Here is a 17980-nt window from a genome sequence, read left to right on the forward strand (position 1 = left end):
GCTTCCCCGGCGATGTAGCGCCATGACTTTTGGCAGGGATATGGAGGAACCCTGACCGAAACGAGCGTACCAAAGGGAGCAATACGCCGCTGTGAGATTCAGGGGAGGAACGACACCGGGGAGAACTGGCGAACTGATACCGAAATGATACCGAAACACGACAATCTGATAGGGGGATAGTCTACCCTATTGCTGATACTTCTGGAGATTTTAGACGGCTCTATGACCGTAATTTTGCCGAAAATCGCCCCGAAACTATACACTAAAACGGGAGGAAACGCAATATGCCGAGAATGAGCAAAAAGAGGAAGCATGAGCTTTCTTTTTACCTCAATGACCGGGGGCGTGTCACTTACAACGAATTATGCCGGAAATGCAAGCATGGGTGCAAGCAGAGCTTCCGGGCGGTTGTGGTTGACTGCCCCCGTTATTTATCCAAAAGAGCAAAGAAAAAGGAGGAACACACCGAATGAATTTTGAATTTATGACGATAGGCACACCGTTGCCGCCCTGTATGCCCTTTCCCAGAGCGTTGACAGGATTTCCAGTCAGCAGCACCGCAAAGGTCATGTACTGCCGGATGTTGGACGCTATGCTATCCAACGGACAGGAGGACGAGAACGGAATCCTGTTTATCTGCTTCCCTGTCACAGCCATTGCCGCAGTCCTGTCCCGCAGCCCCATGACGGTCAAGCGTTCTCTGAATGAACTGGAAACCGCCGGACTGATCATGCGAGTGCGTCAGGGCGTTGGAGAACCAAACAGGATTTATGTGCTGATACCGGGAAAGGAGGACGCTGCCCTTGCCTGATACCTCAAAGCTGGAAAAGCTCAACCGAGAGTTGGAAAAGAGTGAAAAGAAACTGCGGAAAGCCATCAATGATGAAAAGGCATTGCAGCACCAGCTAAAGCAGCTTACCCGAAAAGAACGGACACACCGGCTCTGTACTCGTGGCGGTATGCTGGAAAGTTTTCTGCAAGAGCCGGAACGCCTGACAGATGATGATGTCATGCTGTTGTTGACACTCATTTTTCACAGGCAGGACACGCAGGAACTATTGAAGAAACTGCTGGAACGTGAGAAGCCGGAAACCCCTTAGTTTACTAAGGGCGCAATTATACACCACCCAAAGGTTGGTGCATTGCGTTCTCCGAAGGCTCCTTGCCGGAGGGCTGTGATTTTTCGCAGTCATGGTCTGCTCCAAATCATACAGGGGACGCTACGCTTCCCCTGCGCTGGCTACCGCCAGCTACCCTTTTGTGGACTTGTCATCTGGGGACACCTTGCGTTGCAAGCTGTTCCCAGCCGACAAGTTTCATAAAATATGCTATCTTTTCGATAGGCAATAAAGTATAATAAAGTCAGCAATAAATCGGAATTTTACGGTCAGTAAGGAATGCGTAAAGTTATATGATTGTATTATAAGCGATTTGTTAAATTTTTATAACCACTTGTATTTGCCTGCGATTTATGGTATAATATTTTGAAATTTAGAAAGAGGTGGGAAGATGATTAACTTTTCTTGCAAATAAAATCAAAATATGCGGTAGTGCTATACTTTGGCATTATTGTGTCTATTGCAAGAAAGTTATATGTCTATCTTACTCAATATAGTGCTGTTGCCACTTTTGCTTAGTGGTGTTATTTTATGCTATGACGAGCTGCAAGGATAAACTTTCTTGTGGCTCTTATTTTGTTTTGGAGGTGCTTTATGAATAGTGCAGAACAGATAGTTACACATGATTCACTCCGTATAGTGTCGGTTCCTTTTGGTGAAATCTATACGTAGTAAACATTCACCAAACCGACTTTGTATCGTATGACATGCAAAGGAGGATAATATTTATGTCAATGATTAAAATTGAAAACCTTACGTTTTCATATCCGACAAGTTATGATAATGTTTTTGAAAATGTCAGTTTCCAGGTTGATACCGATTGGAAGCTTGGTTTTGTGGGCAGAAACGGACGAGGTAAAACAACCTTTCTGAATCTTCTGCTTGGGAAATATGAGTATAGTGGAAAAATCCTATCATCCGTACAGTTTGATTATTTTCCTTATCCCGTTTCAGATAAGAATCGTATTACAGAGGATATATTGCAGGAGATTTGCCCACTTGCGGAAGAATGGGAACTTATGCGAGAACTTTCTTATCTTGATGTTGATGTCGATGTGCTTTGGCGACCTTTTGAAACACTTTCCAACGGAGAGCAGACAAAGGTTTTGATTGCCGCTCTTTTTCTTAATGAAGGGCATTTCCTACTGATTGATGAACCTACCAACCATTTGGATGCCAAAGCGAGAAAAAGTGTGGCGGCATATCTGAAAAAGAAAAAGGGATTCATCTTAGTTTCTCACGATCGTCGCTTTCTTGACGATTGTGTTGACTATATTCTATCGATTAACCGAGCGAATATCGAAGTGCAAAGAGGAAACTTTTCATCATGGATGTCAAATTTTGAGCGACAGCAAGAATTTGAACTGGCTCAGAACGAACGTTTGCAAAAGGACATCAGACGATTACAGCAGTCGGCAAAACGCGCTGCAGTATGGTCTGAACGTGTAGAAGCTTCCAAAATTGGGGCAGCAGATAAAGGTTATGTCGGTCATAAAGCCGCCAAAATGATGAAGCGTTCAAAATCTATAGAAGCGAGACAACAACAGACAATCGAACAAAAATCAGCATTGCTGAAAAATATGGAAACCGCAGAAGCCCTCAAGATACAACCGCTTAATTACCATACAGATTTGCTTGCATCATTATCGAATGTAGTAGTTTATTATGATGGCATTTCAGTTTGTGAACCCGTTTCGTTTGAAATAAGACAGGGAGAACGCATTGTGCTTGATGGAAAGAACGGCAGTGGCAAAAGTAGCCTGTTAAAGTTGGTAGTCGGGCAGTCCATAGATTATACGGGTACAGTAACACTTGGCTCTGGGCTTGTAATTTCTTATGTGCCACAGGATACATCGTATTTATGTGGAACCCTTTCCGAGTTTGCAGAAGAAAACAACCTTGATGAAAGTTTGTTCAAGGCAATTCTTAGGAAAATGGACTTTGAGCGTGTACAGTTTGAAAAGGATATTAAAGACTTTTCTGGCGGGCAAAAGAAGAAAGTCCTAATTGCGAAAAGCCTTTGTGAAAAGGCACACTTGTATGTATGGGATGAACCGCTCAACTTTATTGATGTGTACTCACGTATGCAGATTGAACAACTCATAACGGAGTTTGCCCCGACCATGCTCCTGGTAGAACATGACAGTGTTTTTCGAGATACTGTGGCAAGTAAAATTGTGAATATCTAAATTGGTTCTTCCGCAATTTTACGTTTTTCGCTTTAATAAAAATGGAGAATGCTGATTTACACTGGCATTCCAGTATTGAAAAATTACAAAATACGGATAATTGCGTAAGAACCTCTAAATTAAAATAATTGTATGGGTTAATTCCAGCTTTACAGAGACTCAAATTCCAGTTTGTAGAATTAAGAAAATCGTAATTTGTGGAGGTAAAATATAGATGAATCAAGGTAGAATTATTGTAATCACAGGTGCGCCGGGGACAGGAAAAACTACAACGGCATCTGCTGTTGCAAAAGAATCAGATTTGGAAAAGTCTGTGCATATGCACACAGATGACTTTTATCATTATTTGAGTAAAGGGGCAATACCACCGCATTTGCCAGAATCAAATGAGCAAAATTTGATTGTCATTGAAGCGTTTTTAGAAGCTGCGAAGCGATATGCTCGTGGTGGATATGATGTAATTGTTGACGGTATTATCGGACCGTGGTTTTTAAAGCCGTGGCAAAGTCTTGTTCGGGAACATTATGAGGTGCATTATATTATTTTAAGGGCAAGTAAGGAAGAAACCTTGAAGCGAGCTGTTGAACGCTCAAAGTTAGACCGAAAGACAAATATCGAATTGGTAGAAACCATGTGGGAGCAATTTTGCAATCTGGGAATATATGAATCGAATGTTATAGATACGACCACTTATTCCATTCAAGAAACTGTTTCCGCAGTACAAGAAAAAATCGCAAGTAGGGCAGCGTTGTTGTCTTAGATTGTTTTGGTGCAATTCCAGTTTGTTAGCTTTACATCGGGTCAACTTGTCCCGAACTTTTACAACTAAATACCCGCCGCTCACACAGTGGCACACCGAGCAGGAAATCTGAAAAAGGTCTCCTGCTTTTTTTCTGCCCAAAATGAGGTGGTAAAACGCCACCCCATCCACCAATTAGCGAAAGGAGGGACACGAAATGCCTTGTCCACACAACGAAATCACGATTGTTCAGCGCAGCCAGCGGCAGTCTGCGGTTGCCGCCGCTGCTTACCAAAGCGGCGAAAAGCTGTTCTGTGAATACGACCAGCAAGTAAAGCACTACCCGGAAAAGCGTGGTATCGTCCACAATGAAATCCTGCTCCCGGCAAATGCTCCACAGGAATATGCAGACCGCAATACTTTATGGAATGCCGCCGAAGCGGTGGAAAAGCAATGGAACTCCCAGCTTGCAAGGCGGTGGGTGCTTACCATTCCCAGAGAGATACCGCCCGACCAGTACGCTGTCCTTGTACGGGAGTTTTGTGAACAGCAGTTTGTTTCCAAAGGCATGATTGCTGATTTTGCCATCCATGACCCCCATCCGCCGGGACACAATCCCCACGCCCATGTCCTGCTGACCATGCGGGCAATGGATGAACATGGAAAATGGCTTCCCAAGAGCCGCAAGGTTTATGACCTTGACGAGAATGGGGAACGGATAAAGCTGCCGTCCGGCAGGTGGAAAAGCCACAAGGAGGATACGGTGGACTGGAACGACCAGAAGTATTGTGAAATCTGGCGGCATGAATGGGAGGTTATCCAGAACCGCTATCTGGACGCCAATGACCGCCCGGAGCGTGTGGACTTGCGTTCCTATGCCAGACAGGGGCTTGATATAGTCCCCACTGTCCATGAGGGGACTGCTGTCCGGCAGATGGAAAAGCGAGGTATCCAGACGAATATCGGCAACCTGAACCGGGAAATCAGAGCCGCCAACCGCCTGATGAAGTCCATCCGGCAGCTTATCCAAAACCTCAAAGGCTGGATTACCGAGCTGGGAGAAAAACGGAAGGAGCTGCTTGCACAAAAGGCGGCGGAGGAAGCGACACTTCTTCCCAATCTGCTGATGAAGTATATGGAGATACGAAAGGAAGAACGGAAGGACTGGACAAGGGCTGGACAGAACCGGGGAACTTCACAGGACTTAAAGGCAGTCAGCGAAGCCCTGTCCTATCTCCGGCAAAAGGGGCTTTCCACTGTGGAGGACTTAGAAGCGTTTCTGGAATCTTCCGGGAAATCAGCCGCAGATTACCGCAATCAGATGAAGCCAAAGGAAGCCCGGAGCAAAGTGATTGACGGGATTCTTGCCAGCCGGACAGACTGCAAGGAATGTAAGGCTGTCTATGAGAAGTACCAGAAGATATTTTTTAAGAAAATAAAGGGGAAATTCAAACAGGAACACCCGGAGGTTGCCCGGTATGAGAAAGCCGCTGACTACCTTGCCAAGCACCCGGACGATAAGGATAAAACGAAAAATGAGTTGCAACAGGAGCAGGAAACGCTTCTCAGCGAAATCGCAGAGCTGAAAGTACCACTGACCGAGGTACAGGAGGATTTGAAGAAGCTGCGGGACATCCGCTACTGGGTACGGAAAGCCACACCCGGCACAGAGGAAAGCAAAGAGCCGCCCAAGAAGCAGCCCATCAAAGAAGTCTTGCAGGATAAGACTGACGAGAAAAAAGCACAAAGAACCGCCCCGGCACAGGAGAAACACAGACAACAGGATATGGAACTTTAACAGGCACTTGCCATTTTCAATTAGAGAATGTCAGGTGCTTTTCTTATTTTCAAGGAGGGATAGATTTGAATGTATTCGAAGCTGTGAAGCAGTCCGTCACAACAAGACAGGCTGCGGAGTATTATGGAATCCATGTAGGTCGGAACGGGATGGCTTGCTGCCCGTTCCATAACGATAAAACCCCAAGCATGAAGCTGGATCGGCGTTACCATTGCTTCGGCTGCGGTGCGGATGGGGATGTGATTGATTTTGCCGCCGCCCTGTATGGGCTGGGAAAGAAAGAAGCCGCCGTACAGCTGGCACAGGACTTCGGGCTTTCCTATGAGGACTGGAAACCGCCGGGAAAGGTAAAAAAGCCCAAGACCCGGCAGAAATCCCCGGAGGAACAGTTTCAGGAAGCAAAGAATCGCTGCTTCCGTATTCTTGCCGATTATCTCCATCTGCTGATGGCATGGAGAACGGACTACGCCCCGCACTCCCCGGAGGAAGCCTTTCATCCCCGGTTTGTGGAAGCCTTACAGAAGCAAGCCCAAGTGGAATATCTGCTGGATGTGCTGCTGTTCGGGGAAACAGAGGAAAAAGCGGATTTGATTACGGACTACGGAAAGGATGTGATACAGCTTGAACAGCGAATGGCAGAACTTGCAGCCGCAGACGCAGCAAGAACTAAAAAACACTATGAACGCCATGCAGCCGCCCCAGAGCGTTGAGGAAATCAAGGCGGGGCTGGAAACCACCGAGAAAGGCGGTGTCCGTCAGAGCATACGGAACTGCCTGACCGTATTCCAACGTGACCCTCTGCTTTCAGGGGCTATCGCATACAACATCCTGACTGACCGCAAGGACATCATAAAGCCCATCGGTTTTCACAGAGAAAGCACCGCCCTGAACGATACGGACATGAAGTATCTGCTTCTTTATCTGGAAGAAACCTACGGGCTTACCAATGAGAAAAAGATTGATAACGCCATCGGGATTGTGGCGAATGAAAACAAGTACCATCCCATCCGGGACTATCTCAATACCCTTGTGTGGGACGGGACAGAGCGAATCCGCTTCTGCCTGCGGCACTTTCTGGGGGCTGACGCAGACGATTACACCTATGAAGCGTTGAAGCTGTTCCTGCTGGGTGCAATCTCACGAGCCTTTCAGCCGGGGTGCAAGTTTGAAATCATGCTCTGTCTGGTAGGCGGTCAGGGGGCTGGAAAGTCCACCTTCTTCCGGCTGCTGGCAGTCCGGGACGAGTGGTTCTCCGATGATTTGCGGAAGCTGGACGATGACAATGTGTACCGCAAGCTGCAAGGTCACTGGATTATTGAAATGTCGGAAATGATGGCAACCGCCAACGCCAAGAGCATTGAGGAAATCAAGTCATTTTTAAGCCGGCAGAAAGAGGTCTACAAGATACCTTATGAAACCCACCCGGCAGACCGCCCCCGTCAGTGCGTGTTTGGCGGCACTTCCAATGCCCTTGACTTCCTGCCCCTTGACCGTTCCGGCAACCGCCGCTTTATCCCGGTCATGGTGTACCCGGAGCAGGCGGAAGTTCACATTTTGGAGGATGAAGCCGCTTCCAGAGCCTATATCGGGCAGATGTGGGCGGAAGCGATGGAGATTTATAAAAGCGGCAGGTTCAAGCTGGCTTTCAGCCCCGCCATGCAGCGGTATCTCAAAGAACACCAGCGGGATTTTATGCCGGAGGACACCAAAGCCGGGATGATACAGGCGTATCTTGATAAATACACCGGGAGCATGGTCTGCTCCAAGCAGCTCTATAAGGAAGCCTTGAACCATGCTTTTGACGAGCCGAAGCAATGGGAAATCCGGGAAATCAACGAGATTATGAACCAGTGCATTTCCAGCTGGCGGTACTTCCCAAACCCAAGAATGTTTTCCGAATATGGCAGACAAAAGGGCTGGGAGCGTGAAAACCCGGCAACGGACTCCGGCAACCCGTCTGAAAAAACGATGGACGGTTTTGTGGAGGTCACAGAACAGATGGAGCTTCCATTCTGAAAAGGACAGCCCGTTGCACCCCCTGTTGTTATCCCGTTGCCGAGCCGGTTGCCGGGAAAAACCCCTTATTTCCGGGCTTTTCTCCCTTATAACAACCAAAACAACAAAAAAATAAAAGAAAAGTATAAATAGTAACCATCGCCAGATTGAGATTGTTTGCAAGGTCTTTTGAAGTCCGTTGCCGGACTTCGTTGCCGACACCCTCTGTCTGGCTATTTTCATGTATGGAGGATAACTGCCTATGGCAAAAAACAAAACAGAGATTCATGTGACCACTGTATTTGACGGGGAGCTTGACGCCACTGATGTGTTCGTCAGCCTGATTTCCCAGAAATACGGAAAGACAAATGCAAAAGAATATCTTGCTAAAAAGAAAGATATAGGCTATAATGAAGATGAGGTTCAAAAGAGCCAGATACCGTCTGGATTGTGTGGGTAAATGGCTATGATGAACGAAATGGAATACAGAACAATCGGTTCGGCACTTGCCGGGGGTTATCGTGCGGCGGTCTATTGCAGGCTGTCAAAGGACGATGACCTGCAAGGCGAAAGTGCCAGTATCGCAAACCAGCGTGATATGCTGGAAAAATACTGCGAAAAGCAGGGATGGGAGGTTGTGGCAGTCTATCAGGACGATGGCTTCACAGGTCTTAACATGGAGCGTCCTGACCTACAGAGAATGTTGAGAGCCATTGAGCGCAGGCAGATCAACCTTGTCATCACGAAAGACCTCAGCCGACTGGGGCGTAATTATCTGCAAACCGGGCATTTGATTGAGGACTTTTTCCCAAGAAACGGTGTCCGCTATATCGCCATGAATGACGGCATCGACACCCTGCGGGATAACAACGACATTGCCCCGTTCAAGAATATCCTGAACGAGATGTACAGCAAGGATATTTCCAAGAAAGTCCATTCCTCTTATCTTCTGAAAGCGCAGAAAGGACAGTTTACCGGGTGTCTTGCCCCGTTTGGGTATCGGAAAGACCCGGAGGACAAAAACCATCTGCTCATTGACGAGGAAACCGCCCCGATTGTGCGGCTGATTTTCGGATATGCCCTGAACGGTCATGGTCCGAACTATATCCGCAGACGGCTGGAGAAAGAAAAAATCCCCTGCCCTACATGGTGGAACCGGGAACGGGGGCTTCGCAATACCCGCACCAAATGGGAAAAGAAAGACCCAGAAAACGGGCGGTATATGTGGGACTTCTCCGTTATCAAAGACCTTTTGATGAATCCCGTCTACACCGGGGCGATTGCTTCCCAGAAAAAGGACTACCGCTTCAAAATCGGCACGATTGGGGAAAAGAAGCCGGAGGACTGGATTGTGGTGGAGGGACAGCATGAACCGCTGATTGACAGCATGAGCTTTGACATTGTGCAGAACAAGCTGAAATCCCGCCAGCGTCCGGGGCAGACCAATGAAATCAGCCTGTTTGCCGGACTGTTAAAATGCGGCGAGTGTGGGAAGTCGCTGACGGTACGCTACACAAACGCTAAACATCCCCAGCGGATTTACTCCTGCAAGACCTACAATGCCTTTGGAAAGAACCACTGCACCCAGCACCGGATTGATTATGACACCCTTTACAGCCATGTGCTGCGGAAAATCCGGGAATGTGCCAGAGCTGCCCTGATGGACGGGGAAGCGGTTGCCGACCGCCTGACCAATACCTGTGAAGCCGAGCAGCGGGAACAGCGGGAAGCAATGGAACGCTCCCTTACAAGGGACGAGGAACGGATTGAGGTTCTGGACAAAATGGTCATGCGGCTTTATGAGGATATGATTGCAGGGCGTATCAGTGAGCAGAATTTCAACACCATGCTGGAAAAGACACAGACCGAGCAGACGGAGCTTAAAACAAAAGTGTCCGAGGGCAGAAAGCGGCTGTCCGATGAAGTCCAGCTTGCCAATGATGCAAAACAATGGGTGGAAGCCATTCAGGAATACGCCAACATCACAGAGCTGGACGCAGCCACCCTCAACCGCTTAATCAAAGAAATCGTTGTGCATGAGCGCATTGACGAAGATAAAACAAGACACATTTCTATCGAAATTCATTTTAATCTCAAACCCATCCCGGAGGTGGAACAGGTCACTGCCTGACCTGTCCCGCCGGGACGGTTCTCTTAACAACACCATATAGATTTTTTGTACGCCGCCGCCCGCCATCGAGCAGAGTTTTTACACCTAATTGGGGATGAAGCAGCTCATGGCAGGCGGCGGTGTCGCCCTCATCGGAACTACTCTTGTACCCTTGCTTTCCGGTCTCTTTGGTTAATCCGTAAAAAAGGAGGTAATCGCCTTTGGACAGCATACTCCAACAGATAACAGACTGGCTGAAAGAAATGCTCGTTTCAGGCATCATGGGAAATCTGTCGGGGATGTTTGAGTCCGTCAACAACCAGGTTGGCGAGATAGCAACCTCCGTTGGCATGACCCCGGCGAATTTCTCGCCGGGTGTCTTTGCCATGGTACGCAACATCTCCGAGTCAGTGATTATCCCGATAGCAGGCTTGATACTGACATTTATCGCCTGTTACGAGCTGATTCAAATGATTATTGACCACAACAATCTGGCGAATTTTGAGACATGGATTTTTTTCAAGTGGGTGTTCAAGACCTTCGTTGCGGTCATGTTAATCACAAACACATTCAATATCACAATGGCTGTGTTCGATGTGGCACAGCACGTTATCAATGCCAGCGCCGGTATCATTGCGGGAGACACAGCCATAGATGCGGCAGCGCTGGAAACGATGGAAGATACGCTGATGGCAATGGATCTCGGTCCGCTATTAGGGCTGTTCCTGCAATCCCTGATTGTTCAGGTCACAATGTCGGCATTGGCAATCGTGATCTTCGTTATTGTTTACGGACGAATGATTGAGATTTATCTCATGGTCAGCCTTGCTCCGATTCCTTTTGCTACCTTCGGGAACAGAGAACAGAGCAGCGTTGGACAGAACTATCTGAGGTCACTTTTTGCAATCGGGTTCCAGGGGTTCCTGATTATGATCTGTGTCGGCATCTATGCGGTGCTGGTGCAGTCGGTCGCTTTCAGCGAGGACATTATCGCTTCTATCTGGGGTGTCATGGGATACACGGTTCTTCTGTGCTTCACCCTCTTTAAGACCGGTTCTCTTGCAAAGGGCGTGTTCTCTGCCCACTAAGGAAGGAGGTTTTTCGTGGCAGCATATATCCCCGTACCCCGTGACCTGACGAGGGTAAAAACAAAGGTGTTCTTCAATCTGACAAAACGACAGCTGATCTGTTTCGGCTCTGCGGCACTCATTGGGGTGCCGATTTTCTTTTTGGTCAAAGGAACAGGAAATGTAAGCCTTGCGGCACTGACCATGATGATTGTCATGCTTCCCCTGTTCTTTCTGGCTATGTACGAAAAGGACGGTCAGCCGCTGGAAGTCATTGCAGGACATTTCATTCAGGCAAAATTTATTCGTCCCAAGGTTCGACCTTATCAGACGAACAACTATTACGACGCTCTGGTGCGTCAATATCAACTTGAAAAGGAGGTTGAGCGAATTGTTTTTCAAGAAGAAACCGCAGGCAAGGGAAATAAAAATGCCTGCAAATCTGAATCGAAAGCAGCAGAGAGAAATTAAGGCTGTTGTAGAACGGGCAAAGAAAGACAATGGGATTCCCCAGACCGCCCAGCAGTCCATTCCCTTTCAGAGGATGTTCCCGGACGGTATCTGCCGGGTCACAGACAGCTACTACACCAAGACCATTCAGTTTCAGGACATCAACTATCAGCTGGCACAGCAGGAGGATAAAACCGCCATTTTCGATGAGTGGTGCAGTTTCCTGAATTTCTTCGACAGCTCTGTTCAGTTTGAGCTGTCCTTTATGAACATGAGTACCGATGCGGAGAGCTTTGAAAAGAGCATCCGTATCCCGTTCCGAAAGGACAGCTTCAATGCTTCCCGTGCCGAGTACAGTCAGATCCTGAAAAAGCAGCTTTCTCAGGGCAATAACGGTCTGACCAAGACCAAATACCTGACCTTCGGCATCGAAGCAGAGTCCATGCGTCAGGCAAAACCGAGACTGAACCATATCGAAAATGACCTGCTCAACAACTTCCGCCGTTTGGGTGTGATGGCATCCACGATGAATGGCAAGGAACGGCTTCGTCTGATGCACTCCATGTTCCACATGGGTGACAATGATAAGTTCTTCTTTGACTGGAAGTATCTTGTGGAGTCCGGGCTGTCCGTAAAGGACTTTATTGCGCCGACAGCGTTTGCCTTTAAGAACAGCCGTACCTTCCAGATGGGCAGCATCTACGGTTCAATGTCCTATCTGCAAATTATCGCTTCTGACCTTTCCGACCGGATGCTGGCTGATTTTCTGGATATGGAGTCCAGCCAGATCGTGACCATGCACATCCAGTCGGTAGACCAGACGGCGGCCATCAAGACCATCAAGCGAACCATCACGGAGCTTGACCGTTCCAAGATCGAGGAGCAGAAAAAAGCAGTCCGTTCCGGTTATGACATGGACATTATTCCTTCTGACCTTGCCACCTACGGCAAAGATGCAAAAGCACTTCTGAAAGAATTGCAGAGCCAGAACGAGCGAATGTTCATGGTGACATTTCTTGTGATGAACACCGGCCGCACCGAACAGGAGCTGGAAAACAATGTGTTCCAGGCACAGAGTATCGCCCAGAAGCACAACTGCAACCTGCGCCGACTGGATTTTCAGCAGGAACAGGGATTGATGAGCAGTCTGCCGCTGGCACAGAATCTGATCGAGATTCGTCGTGGCCTGACGACCAGTTCCACGGCTATTTTTGTGCCGTTCACCACACAGGAACTGTTCCAGAATGGTGCCGAAAGTCTGTATTACGGTCTGAATGCCTTGTCCAACAACCTGATTATGGTGGACAGAAAGAAGCTGAAGAATCCCAATGGGCTTATCCTTGGTACGCCTGGTTCCGGTAAGTCCTTTTCCGCAAAGCGTGAGATCACCAATGCGTTCCTCGTGACGGATGATGACATTATCATCTGCGACCCGGAAGCAGAATATGCGGCGCTGGTTCACAAGTTTGAAGGTCAGGTAATCAAGATCAGTTCTTCCAGTACCAACTATATCAATCCCATGGACATCAATATCAACTACTCTGAGGATGATAACCCTGTTGCCCTGAAAGCAGACTTCATTCTTTCCCTCTGCGAGTTGATCATGGGAAGTAAGGACGGCTTGCAGCCCATTGAAAAGACAGTTATTGACCGTTGTGTGCATCAGATTTACCAGAGATATTTTGACAATCCGGTTCCTGAAAATATGCCTGTCCTTGAGGACTTGTATAACGCACTTCTCAAACAGGACGAGAAAGAAGCCCATCATGTGGCGACTGCACTGGAAATCTATGTGAAGGGTTCTTTGAAGCTGTTCAACAATCGAACCAATGTGGACATCAATAACCGTCTGGTCTGCTATGACATCAAGGAGCTGGGCAATCAGCTGAAGAAAATCGGTATGCTGATTGTTCAGGATCAGGTTTGGGGGCGTGTGACAGCCAACCGAAGTGCCGGTAAATCCACCAGATACTACATTGACGAGTTCCATCTGCTTCTGAAGGAGGAGCAGACAGCAACCTATTCCGTAGAAATCTGGAAGCGATTCCGTAAATGGGGCGGCCTGCCCACCGGCATCACGCAGAATGTCAAAGACCTGCTTCGTTCCCCTGAGATTGCCAATATCCTCGAAAACTCTGACTTCATTTATATGCTGAATCAGGCAAGCGAGGACAGAGGGATTCTGGCGAAGCGTCTGAATATCTCTCCCCACCAGCTGTCCTATGTGACCAATTCCGGTGAGGGCGAAGGACTCCTGTTCTATGGCAATGTAATCCTGCCGTTTATTGACCGGTTCCCGACCGATACGGAACTCTACCGCATTATGACCACGAAGCTGAATGAGGTGGTGGCAACAAAGGAGGCGTAAGGCATGGCGAAGAAACCGACACGACTCCGTTTCACCGAAGATGACCTTGCGGATTCTAAAGTGAAGAAGGCTGCTGACCGTGCGGATAAGGCGGCTGATAAAGCAGAAAAAGCGGTAGATAAGCTGGCTTCCAAAAAGAAGGCAACCAAACTACGTCAGGAAACGGATGCTGCCGGTTCCCGGAAGGCAAAGCTCCGTTTCGGCAAGGCGGACAACAGCGTGGCTACGGATCGCCCATCTTCGGCAAAACAGCTTGCTACCCGTGGTACGGCTGTGACCCTCACATCCAAGGTGCATCGGGCGGTATCGGAGTATGAAGATGATAATGTCGGTGTTCAGTCCGCACAGGAAACGACAAAGGCAGTGGAATCCACTGCCTACACCGTCGATCACGCCATCTACAGCCACAAACTGAAAGCCCATGATAAGGCCGATAAGTTGGTGCAAAAGTCAGACAAAGCCAATGTGGATGCCCTTTATGAAAAGTTCAAGAAGGATAATCCCAATGCAGGTTCCAACCCGTTTTCCCGCTGGCAGCAGAAACAGGCAATCAAGAAAGAATATGCAGCTGCCAAAGCCGGTAACAGTACGGCAAAGACAACAGCTGCCAAGGGTGCGGAAAAAGCAGCCCAGGGAGCCAAGACAATCACAGAAAGAGCCACGGAGTTTTGCACCACGCACTCCAAAGTCATTCTGCTTGTTCTGGCGGCGGGACTGCTTTTTATGCTTATTTGCAGTATGTTCTCGTCCTGCACTGCCATGTTTCAGGGAGGGACGCAGGTGATTCTGGGGACTTCCTTTACTGCCGAGGACGAGGACATCATCGGGGCAGACAATGATTATAAGGCGATGGAAGCTGCCCTGAGAAATCAGATCAACAACATCGAGCGCACTCACAGCGGTTACGATGAATACCGTTATGACCTTGATGAGATCAACCACAATCCCTATGAGCTGGCGGCATATCTGACTGTGAAGTTTGAGGATTACGCCCGTGAAGAAGTGCAAAGCACTCTGCGGTGGCTGTTCGATCAGCAGTATGAGTTAATTTTGACAGAAGAAGTGGAAATCCGAACCCGTACAGAGACCCGTACCGGCACCTCGACATCCACAGACCCGGAAACCGGCGAGACCACGACGGAGGAATACGAGTACGAAGTTGAGGTTGAGTATGAGTATTATATCCTGAATGTGAAGCTGGTAAACAAGGGATTGAACCGTGTGATCGGAAGCTCCGGTCTGACAGAGGATGAATTGGAGCGATACCGTGTACTCCTCCAGACAAGCGGGAACCGCCCGGACATCTTCGGGGACGACATTTATGCAGTCACCGGCGAATACACCGACTATGATATTCCGGGCGAAGCTCTGACGGATACCCGCTTTGCCAACATGATCCGGGAAGCTGAGAAGTATCTGGGATACCCGTATGTCTGGGGTGGAAGCAGTCCCTCCACTTCCTTTGACTGCTCCGGTTTTGTTTCGTGGGTCATCAATAACTGCGGCAATGGCTGGAGCGTTGGCAGATTGACCGCAAACGGTTTGATGGGTGTATGTGATATTATCCCTCGAAGCTCTGCAAGGCCGGGAGACCTCATCTTCTTCCAAGACACCTATGATACCTCCGGTGCATCGCATGTTGGTATTTATGTCGGCAATGGGATGATGATTCACTGTGGAAACCCGATCTCTTATGCTTCGATTGAAACAAGTTACTGGCAACAGCATTTTTACTGCTTCGGCAGAATCCAAAATTAAGGAGGACATTCTATTGGGTGCCAAATTAGACAGAATCGGTGCAGACCTTGAGAAAGCCCGCAGGAAACGGGCTGAATGGGATGCCAGAGTAAAAGACCTGGAACGCAGATACCGTGAGGAGGAAAACTCCGAAATCCATGAAATGGTTCATGCTGCGAACCTGACCCCTGACCAGCTTTCTGAGCTTCTCCGTATGTTTGCTGCGGATATGGCTCCGAAGCCTGAGACAATCAACGCTATGAATGAGGAGGAGATGCAGAATGAAGATTAAAAGACTGTGTGCCGCTTTTCTGGCGGCTGTGCTTTGCATGAGCGTGTTTTCGACAACCGCTCTCGCCTATACGGATGAGACAGCGGCTTCCAGTGCCGAAACCGTGGAAACTGCCCCTGCGGAAACCACGGAGCAGGAAACGGAAGAAGTACCGTACAGCGTATCTGTGGATGAAGATGGTACGGTGGTGTTCTCCTTCAATGGCGAGGACTGGAAGTATGATGCCGAGAAAACCGAGGACGATGGCATGGGAACCGGCAAGGTGGTCACGAACGGTTCCCAGCTGAATGTGCGTACCGGTGCAGGCATGAATTATGAGATCATCGACCAGCTTCGCCCCGGCGAGGAAGTAAAGGTGATCGGAGTTGATGGCGACTGGTATCAGATCACAGTTCCTGAAAAGAATGGCTATGTCCACAGCGACTATCTGGAGCTGATTGAGGAAGCCGAGCAGAACAGCGAAATGGATATGGCGCTGCTTATGATGTTCATGAATATGTTCATGCAGAATATGGACACCGGCGCAGATGCCAGTGAATCTGCCCTCACTCCCGATGGCAATCTGACACTGGTTGATGATGTCGGCTCTTCTGACAAAACCGGTAAACAGTTCATTACTGCGGTCACAAAGAACGGCAATTACTTTTATATCATCATCGACCGTGACGATGAAGGAAACGAGACCGTTCACTTCTTGAATCAGGTGGACGAGGCCGACCTTCTGATGCTGATGAGCGAGGAAGAAGCTGCCAAGTATACCGAACCTGTGGTTGAGACCACTCCAGAACCGACCGAGACGGAAACGGAGCCTGAGGTCACAGAGCCTGCGCCTGAGGAGAAGCCTAAGACCAATATGATTCCGGCTATCCTTGCTCTGCTTGCCCTTGCTGGCGGCGGTGGTTTCTTCGCCTTTAAGAAGTTGCAGGAAAAGAAGAAGGAAAACAAAGCTGCAAAGCCTGATCCTGATGCTGATTATGTAGGCGATGACGAGGATTACGGCTACAGCGAGGAATTTGAGGACGATGATGATGTTGATTTCTCTGCTGATGAGGAGGACAACGAGCCGATCTAATCCGTAACAGGCACGATGCCTGGGGCAGCCTTCAGGTTGCCTTTACATAGAACAATGAAAGCAATCGCAACACAAAAGGATTGTATATGTGGGACATTCCTTGTATTATTATAGTCAGAAACATAAACTTTGAAGATAGAGGGTCGATAGTATGGATAATATGTTTATATGTATAGATACAACAGTCAACAAATCTGCAATTCATCAATTTAAGAATTTCCTTCAAAAGTATCCTGAAGTTACAAAATGGTTTATGTGTAGCGACTATTGTATAGCGGACACAAAAAAACCAAACGATGTCGTTTCGTTTGTCTTATATCCATACATCTTAGATTTTAATGAGTGGAATGAAGTAGTCAGTTCTATGCAAAAAACAGATTTAAAACATTGCAGGCAGGTATCACCTTCTTTTTGTGATTTTACTAAGGAGGGATATTTTTTTAGTTTTAACTTTATTCTCAGAGAAAATAATATACTGCGTAAATTAGATGAAAAAGCCAGTTTAGATTATTTGTTGAAGGTATATATTGAGATGACAGAAAACTGGTAAGTTACAACTCCTAACAATGCAGAAGCCTACGAAAAAATAAATAAAAAATTGAAAAAACTTCAAAATGCAACGAAGCAAAAATCATTTAATTACAAGATGTTTGGGCGAGTAATAAAGATATGCTTTTTAGCAGGATATTTGAGATACTTGTTAGGTCAGTTTACAAGGAACTACACGCAGACCGTGAAACGGGCTGCTGACAACAAACGGCGCTATGCTCCCGGCTGGGTGCATAGCACCTGTTTGTTGCGGGGGTTTCCAAAGGGGGCAGCGCCCCATTTGGCACACGACTTTGCGGAGCAAAGTGTAGTGTGTTATACGCTCTGTCGGCGTTGCCCTGAAAATACCGTTGCCGCCGGGGAGGGCAAGGGCATTTGACGCGGCAGGAAAGCAGGGCTTTGTTTGGGGCTGGTAAGCCGGAAACAAAGGGCTGATTTCAGCAGCAGACAGGGCGTATTATGAAAGCCCCCGTCCCTCGTCCTCCGCCCCCGGCCT

Annotated in this window: 17 protein-coding genes and 1 pseudogene; all 18 read left to right on the forward strand. The window is 48.1% G+C overall.

From position 1 onward, the window contains the following. The first annotated feature begins 284 nt into the window (after positions 1-284). Positions 285-473 (forward strand): hypothetical protein, encoded by a 189-nt coding sequence (locus tag ACTNB3_RS11800; protein ID WP_002584330.1) that lies wholly within the window; start codon positions 285-287, stop codon positions 471-473. After that, positions 470-811: a DeoR family transcriptional regulator gene (locus ACTNB3_RS11805; protein WP_002584329.1), complete on the forward strand. Its 342-nt coding sequence runs from the start codon at positions 470-472 to the stop codon at positions 809-811. Before ACTNB3_RS11800 ends, ACTNB3_RS11805 begins: the two co-directional genes overlap by 4 nt. After that, positions 804-1100: a DUF3847 domain-containing protein gene (locus ACTNB3_RS11810; RefSeq protein ID WP_002584328.1), complete on the forward strand. Its 297-nt coding sequence runs from the start codon at positions 804-806 to the stop codon at positions 1098-1100. The genes ACTNB3_RS11805 and ACTNB3_RS11810 overlap by 8 nt, the downstream gene beginning before the upstream one ends. Positions 1101-1846: 746 nt before the next feature. After that, positions 1847-3307, forward strand: coding sequence for an Lsa family ABC-F type ribosomal protection protein (locus ACTNB3_RS11815; RefSeq protein WP_002584327.1), 1461 nt, complete (start codon positions 1847-1849; stop codon positions 3305-3307). Between the two features lie 214 nt (positions 3308-3521). After that, on the forward strand, positions 3522-4067 hold the full coding sequence (locus ACTNB3_RS11820) for an AAA family ATPase (RefSeq protein WP_002584326.1): 546 nt from the start codon (positions 3522-3524) through the stop codon (positions 4065-4067). 196 nt (positions 4068-4263) lie between these two features. Continuing rightward, positions 4264-5844: a MobQ family relaxase gene (mobQ, locus tag ACTNB3_RS11825; protein ID WP_002584325.1), complete on the forward strand. Its 1581-nt coding sequence runs from the start codon at positions 4264-4266 to the stop codon at positions 5842-5844. Between the two features lie 65 nt (positions 5845-5909). Beyond that, a complete protein-coding gene (locus ACTNB3_RS11830) occupies positions 5910-6554 on the forward strand; it encodes a CHC2 zinc finger domain-containing protein (RefSeq protein WP_002584324.1) in 645 nt (214 codons plus the stop codon). Continuing rightward, positions 6523-7860, forward strand: a complete 1338-nt coding sequence (locus ACTNB3_RS11835; protein ID WP_002584323.1) for a virulence-associated E family protein — start codon at positions 6523-6525, stop codon at positions 7858-7860. Before ACTNB3_RS11830 ends, ACTNB3_RS11835 begins: the two co-directional genes overlap by 32 nt. Before the next feature lie 241 nt (positions 7861-8101). After that, a complete protein-coding gene (locus tag ACTNB3_RS11840; RefSeq protein WP_002592708.1) occupies positions 8102-8299 on the forward strand; it encodes a hypothetical protein in 198 nt (65 codons plus the stop codon). Beyond that, positions 8300-9970, forward strand: coding sequence for a recombinase family protein (locus ACTNB3_RS11845; RefSeq protein WP_002584321.1), 1671 nt, complete (start codon positions 8300-8302; stop codon positions 9968-9970). It abuts the gene before it with no gap. 91 nt (positions 9971-10061) lie between these two features. Next, positions 10062-10145, forward strand: a pseudogene (locus tag ACTNB3_RS11850) (Maff2 family mobile element protein); the annotation flags it as partial. Positions 10146-10170: 25 nt separating this feature from the next. Then, positions 10171-11037: a VirB6/TrbL-like conjugal transfer protein, CD1112 family gene (locus ACTNB3_RS11855; protein WP_168934193.1), complete on the forward strand. Its 867-nt coding sequence runs from the start codon at positions 10171-10173 to the stop codon at positions 11035-11037. 15 nt (positions 11038-11052) lie between these two features. Further along, positions 11053-11487 carry a PrgI family protein gene (locus ACTNB3_RS11860; protein ID WP_168934192.1) on the forward strand — a complete coding sequence of 145 codons (435 nt, stop codon included), beginning with the start codon at positions 11053-11055 and terminating at the stop codon, positions 11485-11487. Next, complete coding sequence (locus ACTNB3_RS11865; RefSeq protein WP_168934194.1) at positions 11447-13834, forward strand: VirB4-like conjugal transfer ATPase, CD1110 family; 2388 nt, start codon at positions 11447-11449, stop codon at positions 13832-13834. Before ACTNB3_RS11860 ends, ACTNB3_RS11865 begins: the two co-directional genes overlap by 41 nt. A gap of 3 nt (positions 13835-13837) precedes the next feature. After that, positions 13838-15592, forward strand: coding sequence for a C40 family peptidase (locus tag ACTNB3_RS11870; RefSeq protein WP_441025852.1), 1755 nt, complete (start codon positions 13838-13840; stop codon positions 15590-15592). A gap of 13 nt (positions 15593-15605) precedes the next feature. Beyond that, positions 15606-15863 (forward strand): DUF4315 family protein, encoded by a 258-nt coding sequence (locus ACTNB3_RS11875; RefSeq protein WP_168934190.1) that lies wholly within the window; start codon positions 15606-15608, stop codon positions 15861-15863. Beyond that, complete coding sequence (locus ACTNB3_RS11880) at positions 15853-16935, forward strand: CD1107 family mobile element protein (protein WP_173876990.1); 1083 nt, start codon at positions 15853-15855, stop codon at positions 16933-16935. Before ACTNB3_RS11875 ends, ACTNB3_RS11880 begins: the two co-directional genes overlap by 11 nt. A 151-nt stretch (positions 16936-17086) precedes the next feature. After that, positions 17087-17485, forward strand: a complete 399-nt coding sequence (locus tag ACTNB3_RS11885) for a hypothetical protein (RefSeq protein ID WP_441025855.1) — start codon at positions 17087-17089, stop codon at positions 17483-17485. The last annotated feature ends 495 nt before the right edge of the window (positions 17486-17980 follow it).

The organism is Bariatricus sp. HCP28S3_D3 (assembly GCF_052065755.1).
Classification (GTDB): domain Bacteria; phylum Bacillota; class Clostridia; order Lachnospirales; family Lachnospiraceae; genus Allocoprococcus.

Coding starts and splice junctions, on each gene's coding strand:
- ACTNB3_RS11800 (WP_002584330.1), top strand. CDS start 285: ATGCCGAGAATGAGCAAAAAGAGGAAGCATGAGCTTTCTTTTTACCTC.
- ACTNB3_RS11805 (WP_002584329.1), top strand. CDS start 470: ATGAATTTTGAATTTATGACGATAGGCACACCGTTGCCGCCCTGTATG.
- ACTNB3_RS11815 (WP_002584327.1), top strand. CDS start 1,847: ATGTCAATGATTAAAATTGAAAACCTTACGTTTTCATATCCGACAAGT.
- ACTNB3_RS11820 (WP_002584326.1), top strand. CDS start 3,522: ATGAATCAAGGTAGAATTATTGTAATCACAGGTGCGCCGGGGACAGGA.
- mobQ (WP_002584325.1), top strand. CDS start 4,264: ATGCCTTGTCCACACAACGAAATCACGATTGTTCAGCGCAGCCAGCGG.
- ACTNB3_RS11835 (WP_002584323.1), top strand. CDS start 6,523: ATGAACGCCATGCAGCCGCCCCAGAGCGTTGAGGAAATCAAGGCGGGG.
- ACTNB3_RS11840 (WP_002592708.1), top strand. CDS start 8,102: ATGGCAAAAAACAAAACAGAGATTCATGTGACCACTGTATTTGACGGG.
- ACTNB3_RS11845 (WP_002584321.1), top strand. CDS start 8,300: ATGGCTATGATGAACGAAATGGAATACAGAACAATCGGTTCGGCACTT.
- ACTNB3_RS11865 (WP_168934194.1), top strand. CDS start 11,447: ATGCCTGCAAATCTGAATCGAAAGCAGCAGAGAGAAATTAAGGCTGTT.
- ACTNB3_RS11870 (WP_441025852.1), top strand. CDS start 13,838: ATGGCGAAGAAACCGACACGACTCCGTTTCACCGAAGATGACCTTGCG.
- ACTNB3_RS11880 (WP_173876990.1), top strand. CDS start 15,853: ATGAAGATTAAAAGACTGTGTGCCGCTTTTCTGGCGGCTGTGCTTTGC.
- ACTNB3_RS11885 (WP_441025855.1), top strand. CDS start 17,087: ATGGATAATATGTTTATATGTATAGATACAACAGTCAACAAATCTGCA.